Genomic DNA, 7,650 nt, shown 5'->3' with positions numbered 1-7,650 from the left:
TGGTCGAGCGCGTCGCGGGGGTGCTGCGCGGCGGGTCGCCCGCCTGGCTGCTGGCCGTGCGCCGGCTCCAGCTCGACAGCGCGACGGCGGCCCGGCTGGTCGGCGGCATCGCCGTCGTGCTGGCCGGATCCATTGCGCTGCAAGGCGTTTACGCGCGGGCGGAGAGCGACCAGCCGCCCGCGGGCGACGTCCGGGTGCTGGCGACCGCCTTCGTCACGAGCGTCGCCGATGTCGAGGCGTTCACCACCGCCCTTCACGCGCTGCCCGGTCTGGCCGCGGTCCCGGTGGAAACCCGTGGCCTGGTGCGGAACTCGGCGGGGGAGGAGTCCTCCGTCGTCGTGGGGACGTGCGGCGAGTTCGCGATCGCGGGCTGCCGCGACGGCGACGTCTACGCGATGGGCGCCGGAGCACCCGGGCCCGGAGAAACGGTCCGGTTCGCGAATTCTCCACAGTGGACAGTGCCCGCGGATCGATACCACAGGCACACCGGCGAAGGACCGGGACTGCTCGTCACGACCGGGGCACTGGCCGACGCGACGAACGTCAGCCTGAGCGCGAACGCGACGATCCCGGCCGCCGGGCCCGATGTCGTGGAGGGTGTGCGGAACGTCGTGGGCTGGAACGGTGTCGTCGCTTCGCTGGGCACCGGGCGGGACGGCACCTACGCGCTCATCACGCGGGTGCTGTCGGTGGGTTCGGTCCTGGTGCTGCTGCTCGCCGCGGGCAGCCTGCTGATCGCGGCGTGGGAACAGCTCCGCGAACGACGGCGCAGCCTCGCCGCGCTGATGGCGAACGGCGTCGGGCGCGGGGTGCTCGCCCGGTCCCTGCTGTGGCAGCTGGCGATCCCGGTGGTGGTGGCGGTCTTCGTCGCCGTGCTCGCCGGGCTCGGGCTCGACTGGCTGCTGCTCACCTGGGTGGTGCACCGCCCGATGGTGGTCGACCTGGCCACGATCGGCGTGCTGACCGCGACTGCGGCCGCCGCGGTGCTGGTCGTGACCGCCGTGACACTGCCGGTATTGTGGCGGTCCGCGGGCCTGGAGCAGTTGCGGGAAGAGTAACGGAACCGGGTGCGGCGCAACGGATTCCGCGCCGACTGTTCGGTAGGTACGGCGATGCTGCCCGAAGGGGCGCCCTCTTCGCCGTGGTGGCGCTGCCCGGAGCTCGGCGATGGTGGACGGCAGATGTCCGCCGAGCCGAGTTTCGAGGCAGCCGATGCGCACCATGTACGACGCGCTCACCGCGCGCAACATCCTGAAGAAGGACCGGCGGCCCGTGCTGGTGGCCGGGTACGTCGACCGGATCAAGCTCGCGCCGTGGTCCGACGACGACTGGGCGCTCTTCCCGGACGCGCTGAAGGTGCGGATCGTCAAGAAGGCGTCCACAAACGACGGTCACGTCCTCGACGTGGAACCCGGTGACGCGCGGCCCGAGGAAGCGCCCGGCTGGGCGGCGATGCGGCGCCGGTCGGGGTTCGCGCACCCGGTGATCTACTGCAACCGGTCGACGTGGCCGAAGGTCAAGGCCGCGTTCGCCGACCAGGGTGTCGAACCGCCGCTGTACTGGATCGCAACGGCCACCGGGCGCCCCGAAATCCCGCCGGGCGCGATCGCCGCGCAGTACCTGCTCGACGTCGCGCCCGGCATCGACATCTCCGTCGTGGCGGACTTCTGGCCCGGCGTCGACGGGCCGTCACCGGCACCCCTTGCCACCGAACCCGGAGTGGAGCTCATGGAACGCATCACGGTCACCCCGCCCAACGCCGGCTCCAACACGGTCCGGCTCAACCTCTCCGGCAGTGCCGGCGCCGCGGTCATCGTCCGGCCGCACATCAACGCCGACGGCGTGGCGAAGCCGATGTGGGTCGGCAACATCTTCGCGTGGGGCTCGGACAAAGTCGGCGTCGGCCACAACCCGAAGTCCGATCCGGACTACGACGACCGCCTGACCTCGCACCGCCGGTTCTCGCTGCCGGGCGCGGTGTGGGCGGACCTCGAGTACAGCGCGGCCGAGCCGTTCGACATCGACGTGGTCGGCTGAGGGGTCGTGAGTGTTTGGTCGGGTTCTAACCCGACCAAACACTCACGACCACCGGAGTCGCGTGGTGACCGGGCGGGCGCTCTCCGTGCTGTGTTGACACGTCCGCCGAGCAGGTGCCAGTATCAGGATTAATCCGATTGGAAACGTTTCCAGCCCCAGTATCCGGAACTGGAAACGTTTCCAGCACCTGACTCGAGGGTAGAAGCGACGATGACGTCAACACGCGCCACGCTGCTGCAGGTGGCCGAGCGCGCCGGGGTGTCACTGGCCTCGACCTCGCGTGCGCTGCACGGGACGGGCGCGAGCCAGGCGATGGTCGAGCGGGTCCGCGCCGCGGCCGCCGAGCTCGGGTACAGCGCGGACGCGATCGGGCGGTCGCTGCGGCTGAAGAAGACCTTCCAGGTCGCCTTCGCCGTCGCGGACATCGGGAACCCCGTCTACGTCGAGATGATGCGGGCCATCCACGAGGTCCTCGAACCGCACGGCTACCGGGTCGTCGTGATGACCACCGGCGACACCGCGACGTCGACCACCGAACTCGTGCGCAGCCTCAACAGCGGCTTCGTCGACGGCATGATCGTCAGCCCGCTGCGCACCGACGACCGGCTCATCCGGGAGATCCAGCAGGCGCCCGTGCCGGTCGTGGTGATCGGGCGGGCGCTGGACGACCGGGGGATCAGCTCGGTCTCCACCGACTCCGCCGGCGGGATCGGCGCGGCCGTGGCGCACCTGCACGCGATCGGCCGCCGCCGGATCGGGTTCCTCAACGGGCCGCTCGACACCACGCCGGGCGCGTCCCGCCAGCGCGGGTTCGACGCCGCCACCGAGACGACCGCCTTCGAGCACGTCGACCAGGAGGTCGCCGCCGACTTCACCGTCACCGCCGGCCTCGAAGCCGCCCGCGAACTGCTCGGCCGCCACGACCTCGACGCGCTCGTCGCGGCCAACGACCTGCTCGCCATCGGCGCGATCCGCGCGGTCCGCGAGAAGGGGCTCTCGGTGCCCGGGGACGTCGCGATCACCGGCATGGACGACACCGAGCTCGGCCGGGTCTTCCAGCCCAGCTTGACCAGCGTGTCCCTCGGCTCGACCGAACGCGGGCGCGCGGCCGCGCGGATCATGCTCCAGCTCGCCGACGACCCGGACCACGAGGCCCAGCAGATCGCCGTCGGCCCGGAACTGCGGGTCCGCGAGTCGACCGGAGGTGCCGAATGACCGCGACCCTGACGCGTCCGGCGCCCCCGGCGGGGAACAAGAAGCCCGTCCTGGCGCGCACCCGGCGGCGCGAGGCGATCGCGCTCGTGCTGCCTTCGCTGATCCCGATCCTGGTGCTCAGCGTCGCGCCACTCGTCGTCGGCATCTTCCTCGCCTTCACCGACGCGCGCCTGGTGCGCCACCCGGACTACGACTTCGCCGGCGTCGACAACTTCATCCGCCTCGCCGGCAACGACCTGTTCTGGGACTCGCTGCGGATCGGCATTATCTGGACCGTCGGCGTGACGCTGCTGCAGCTGGCCGCCGCGATGGGACTGGCTCTGTTGCTCAACTCCGGCCTGAAACTCCAAGGCCTGACGCGCGTCCTCGCGCTCATCCCGTGGGCGATGCCGCCGGTCGTCGTGGCGATCATGTGGCAGATGATCTACTCGGCCAACGGCGGCCCGCTCAACGCCTTCCTCGGCGGCGTCGGGCTGCCCGACGACATCAACTGGCTCGGCGACTTCTCCACCGCGCTGCCCGCGGTGATCGTCGTCGGCGTCTGGGTCGGCATGCCGCAGACGACGGTGACGCTCCTGGCCGGCCTGCAGCAGATTCCCGCCGAGCTGCACGAAGCCGCGTCGGTCGACGGCGCCGGCGCGTGGCGGCGGTTCACCGCGGTGACGTGGCCGAGCCTGCGCCCGATCGTCACGTCGATCACGTCGCTGAACTTCATCTGGAACTTCAACTCGTTCTCGCTGGTCTACGTCCTCACCGCGGGCGGGCCGGGCGGCAAGACGATGGTGCCGGTGCTGTTCATCTACCTGGAAGCCTTCAAGAACCGCGAGATCGGCTACGCCGCCGCGATGGGACTGGTGCTCGTCGTCGTGGTGGTGCTCATCCTCGCCGTCTACCTGCGGTCGCAGTTCCGCGACGACCGCGCGGGAAGGGGACGCTGATGCGGGTCCTCGTGCGCCCGGCCCAGTACGCGGCCCTCGCGCTCTACATCCTCTTCCTCGGTTTCCCGTTGCTGTGGCTCATTTCCGCGTCGGTCAAGTCGTCGGGGGAGCTGAACTCGCTGACGGTCAGCCTGCTGCCGAGCGAGTGGCATTGGGACAACTACACCGAAGCGCTGAACAAGCAGGGCCTGATCCGGTCCGCGGCCAACAGCCTGATCGTCGCGCTGGCCTCGACCGCGCTGTCGGTCGTCATCGCCGTGCCCGCGGCCTACGTCCTCGCGCGGCTCAAGGGAAAGGTGCGCGCGGCCGGCGTCGGCTGGATCCTGGTCAGCCAGGTCTTCCCCGTGGTGCTGATCATCCTGCCGCTGTTCCTCATCCTGCGGACGCTCGGCCTGGCCGACAACCTCGCCGGCCTGACGCTCGTGCACACGACGTACATGCTGCCGTTCGCGCTGTGGATGCTGCAGGGTTACGTCGCCGCGATCCCGGTGGAGCTCGAGGAAGCCGGGGCGATGGACGGCGCTAACCGGCTCACCGTGCTGCGCACGATCGTCTTCCCGCTGCTGGCTCCCGGCGTCGTCGCGACCGCGATGTTCAGCTTCGTCTCGTCGTGGAACGAATTCTTCTTCGCGCTGGTGCTGCTGCAGTCGCCGGAGAACTACACCCTGCCCATCACCCTCACCATGTTCGTCGGCGGGGAGGGCAAAGTCGCCCTCGGCCCGCTCGCCGCGGGCGCCGTGCTCGCGGCCATCCCCAGCATCGTCTTCTTCGGCATCCTGCGGAAGAAGCTCACCAGCGGCCTGATGGCCGGGGCGGTGAAGGGATGAAAACCCTGTTCCCCAACGAGAACGCTCGAAAGGTCGGTCGATGAAGACACGACGCACACTGGTCGCCGGCGCGCTGACGGCCGTCGGACTGCTGCTCACCGCCTGCGGGGGCGGGGGCAGTGGCGACGGCGGGGACGGCCCGGTCTCCCTCACCTTCCAGTCCCTGTCCGACCAGCCCGCCGCCATCGCCGCGACGCAGAAGATCGTCGGCGACTGGAACAAGGCGCACCCGGACGTGCAGGTCAAGATCGTGCAGGCGGGCTGGGACGGCGTCTACGACAAGCTGATCACCCAGTTCAACGCCGGCTCGGCGCCGGACATCGTGCACTACGAGGCGGCCGGGATCGCGCCGTTCGCCACCGACGGCTTCCTCGCCGACCTCACGCCGTACCTCTCGGCGGAGAAGCGCGCGGACATCCCGAAGGGCGTCCTCGACTCGGTCACGGTCGACGGCAAGGTGATCGCCCAGCCGACCGAGCTGCAGTCCTATGTGGTCTTCGCGAACAAGACCCAGCTGCAGCAGGCCGGCGTCACGATCCCGACCGGCGCGTCGATGACGTGGGACCAGCTGCGCGAGATCGCGAAGGCGACGACCAAGGACGGCAAGTTCGGCCTCGGCTGGGGCCTGTCGAGCCCGACCGCGGCGTTCGTCGCGCTGGCGCCCGGGTTCGGCGGGAAGTACTTCGAGGGCAGCGGGAAGGACGCCAAGCTGACGGCCGGGCCGGGCGAGCAGGCGCTGCCGCAGCTCGTCGACGCGATGGCGCACCAGGACCACTCGATCCTGCCGGTGACGCTGACGCAGTCGGGCACCAAGGCGCTGGCACCGTTCTACGCCGGGCAGATCGCGATGACCGTCCAGGGTTCCTACCAGGCGGCCAACATCGCCAAGGACGCGCCGAAGGGCTTCGACTGGGTGGTCCTGCCGCCGCTGGCCGGCTCGGCCGGTCCCGCGCAGGCCGCGAACCCGCAGACGCTGTCGGTGAACAAGGACTCGGCGCACGTCAAGGAGGCCGCGGAGTTCGTGGACTTCTTCACCAGCACCGAAAACCTCGCCGCGATCAACGAGGCCGACGCGCTGATCCCGCCGACGACCTCGGCGCGCCAGGCGCTGGCCACGAAGCTCGCCGGCAAGAACGGCTGGGACGCGATCCTCGCCTCGGGCGAGCACCTGACCTCGGCGCCCTACCTGTTCGCCGGCAAGTACGCGCAGTGGAAGGACACCGTCGCGACCCCGGCGTACCAGCAGTTCCTCGCGCGGAAGATCGACGCGGCCGGCCTCGCGAAGCAGCTCGAGGACGGCTGGAAGAACGTCAACAAGTGACAGGAGCGGATTGGTGACCTGGCTGGAAGACCGGGCCGTCGCGGTGATCACCGGTGCGGCCGTCGGGGACGCACTCGGCGGCGCCACCGAAGGGTGGACGCCCGAGCAGATCGAAGAGCGGCACGGCGGCCGGGTGACCGGTGTCGTCGGGCCGTGGTACCCGGACTGGCGGACGGCCCGCCCGATCGCGCCGTACCACAAGGGCGACGGGCACGTCACCGACGACACCCTCATGACGCGGGCGCTGGTCGAGGTGTACGCGAAGCGCCGCGCGCACCTCGACGCGTACGCGATGGCCGAGGACCTGGTGCCGCTGATGATCGGCGAGCCGCGCTGGGTGCCGGAGCTGGAGTCGACCGCGCTGCTGCTGCAACGGGTCTTCCTCGCGGAGAAGTGGATCGTCGCGAGGCTCCACTATGGACACGTCGATCCGCGCGAAGCGGGCGTGGGCAACGTGGTCAACTGCGGCGCGGCGATGTACGTCGCCCCGGTGGGCGTGGTCAACGCGGGCGATCCGCGGGCCGCGTACGCCGAGGCGATCGACCTGACTGGCGCGCACCAGTCCAGCTACGGCCGCGAGGCGGCGGGTGTGCTGGCCGCGATGGTGGCGGCCGCGGTCGCTCCGGGCGCGTCGCTCGACGACGTCGTGGCGGCCGCGCTGGACGTGGCCCACGACGGGACCGCGGCGGCGCTGCGCGCGGTCGTGGAGACCTTCGGTGACCGGTCCGTCCCCCCGGGCACCGACGGGGAAGAACGCGCGCTGGCGGCTCTCGTCCGCGAGACCGTCGCGCCGTTCGACTCGGTCGGGCCGCGCTACCGCGAGATGTCGATGGACGCGCGGCGGCCGTCGCGGACGAAGTCGATCGAGGAGCTCCCGGCCGCGCTGGCGTTCGTGCTGGCGCACCGGGGTGACTTCCGCGGCGCAGTGCTGGCGGCGGTGAACTACGGCCGCGACGCCGACTCGATCGCCGTGATGGCGGCGGCGATCTGCGCGGGCCTCGGCGGCACGGCCGTGGTGCCCGCCGAGTGGGTCGACCAGGTCGGCGACGCCAGCCGGATGGACCTGCGCGAGACGGGGCAACTGCTGGCTTCGGCGGCGGTGGACATCCTGAAGGCCGACCGCGAGCGCGCCGCCGCGCGCGCGGCGTTCCTGGAGGCGACGGCGTGAGGCTGACCTGGGCCCAGCCCGAGGACCTGCTGCCGCACGAGCTGGTCCAGTCCGCCGCGGAGGGAAAGGACGTCTCGGCGGCACGGGCGCGGTGGATCGCGGCGGGCGGTGATCCCGTGCCCGCGGTGAGCGGCGCGGGTCCCG

7 protein-coding genes are annotated in these 7,650 nt (G+C 71.1%); all 7 read left to right on the top strand.

The features are described 5' to 3' along the window. The coding region (locus G3I65_RS18375; RefSeq protein ID WP_309235540.1) for an FtsX-like permease family protein at positions 1-1,058 on the top strand (1,058 nt) is incomplete at its 5' end. 154 nt (positions 1,059-1,212) lie between these two features. Then, entirely contained in the window at positions 1,213-2,037 is an 825-nt protein-coding gene (locus tag G3I65_RS18370) for a hypothetical protein (RefSeq protein WP_160697196.1), read from the top strand. Positions 2,038-2,247: 210 nt separating this feature from the next. Further along, positions 2,248-3,252: a LacI family DNA-binding transcriptional regulator gene (locus G3I65_RS18365; RefSeq protein ID WP_160697195.1), complete on the top strand. Its 1,005-nt coding sequence runs from the start codon at positions 2,248-2,250 to the stop codon at positions 3,250-3,252. Continuing rightward, a complete protein-coding gene (locus tag G3I65_RS18360; protein WP_160697194.1) occupies positions 3,249-4,190 on the top strand; it encodes a carbohydrate ABC transporter permease in 942 nt (313 codons plus the stop codon). Before G3I65_RS18365 ends, G3I65_RS18360 begins: the two co-directional genes overlap by 4 nt. Continuing rightward, positions 4,190-5,017, top strand: coding sequence for a carbohydrate ABC transporter permease (locus G3I65_RS18355; protein WP_125315336.1), 828 nt, complete (start codon positions 4,190-4,192; stop codon positions 5,015-5,017). The genes G3I65_RS18360 and G3I65_RS18355 overlap by 1 nt, the downstream gene beginning before the upstream one ends. Before the next feature lie 40 nt (positions 5,018-5,057). Beyond that, positions 5,058-6,338 (top strand): ABC transporter substrate-binding protein, encoded by a 1,281-nt coding sequence (locus G3I65_RS18350; RefSeq protein WP_160697193.1) that lies wholly within the window; start codon positions 5,058-5,060, stop codon positions 6,336-6,338. Between the two features lie 13 nt (positions 6,339-6,351). Continuing rightward, positions 6,352-7,506, top strand: a complete 1,155-nt coding sequence (locus G3I65_RS18345) for an ADP-ribosylglycohydrolase family protein (RefSeq protein WP_160697192.1) — start codon at positions 6,352-6,354, stop codon at positions 7,504-7,506. Positions 7,507-7,650: the final 144 nt, after the last annotated feature.

The organism is Amycolatopsis sp. SID8362, assembly GCF_010550475.1.
Lineage (GTDB): Bacteria > Actinomycetota > Actinomycetes > Mycobacteriales > Pseudonocardiaceae > Amycolatopsis > Amycolatopsis eburnea.
This window is presented reverse-complemented; position numbering and strand designations above follow the sequence as displayed.

Excerpts from the sequence above, each read along its gene's own strand:
- G3I65_RS18370 (WP_160697196.1), top strand. The coding sequence starts at position 1,213 with ATGCGCACCATGTACGACGCGCTCACCGCGCGCAACATCCTGAAGAAG.
- G3I65_RS18365 (WP_160697195.1), top strand. The coding sequence starts at position 2,248 with ATGACGTCAACACGCGCCACGCTGCTGCAGGTGGCCGAGCGCGCCGGG.
- G3I65_RS18360 (WP_160697194.1), top strand. The coding sequence starts at position 3,249 with ATGACCGCGACCCTGACGCGTCCGGCGCCCCCGGCGGGGAACAAGAAG.
- G3I65_RS18355 (WP_125315336.1), top strand. The coding sequence starts at position 4,190 with ATGCGGGTCCTCGTGCGCCCGGCCCAGTACGCGGCCCTCGCGCTCTAC.
- G3I65_RS18350 (WP_160697193.1), top strand. The coding sequence starts at position 5,058 with ATGAAGACACGACGCACACTGGTCGCCGGCGCGCTGACGGCCGTCGGA.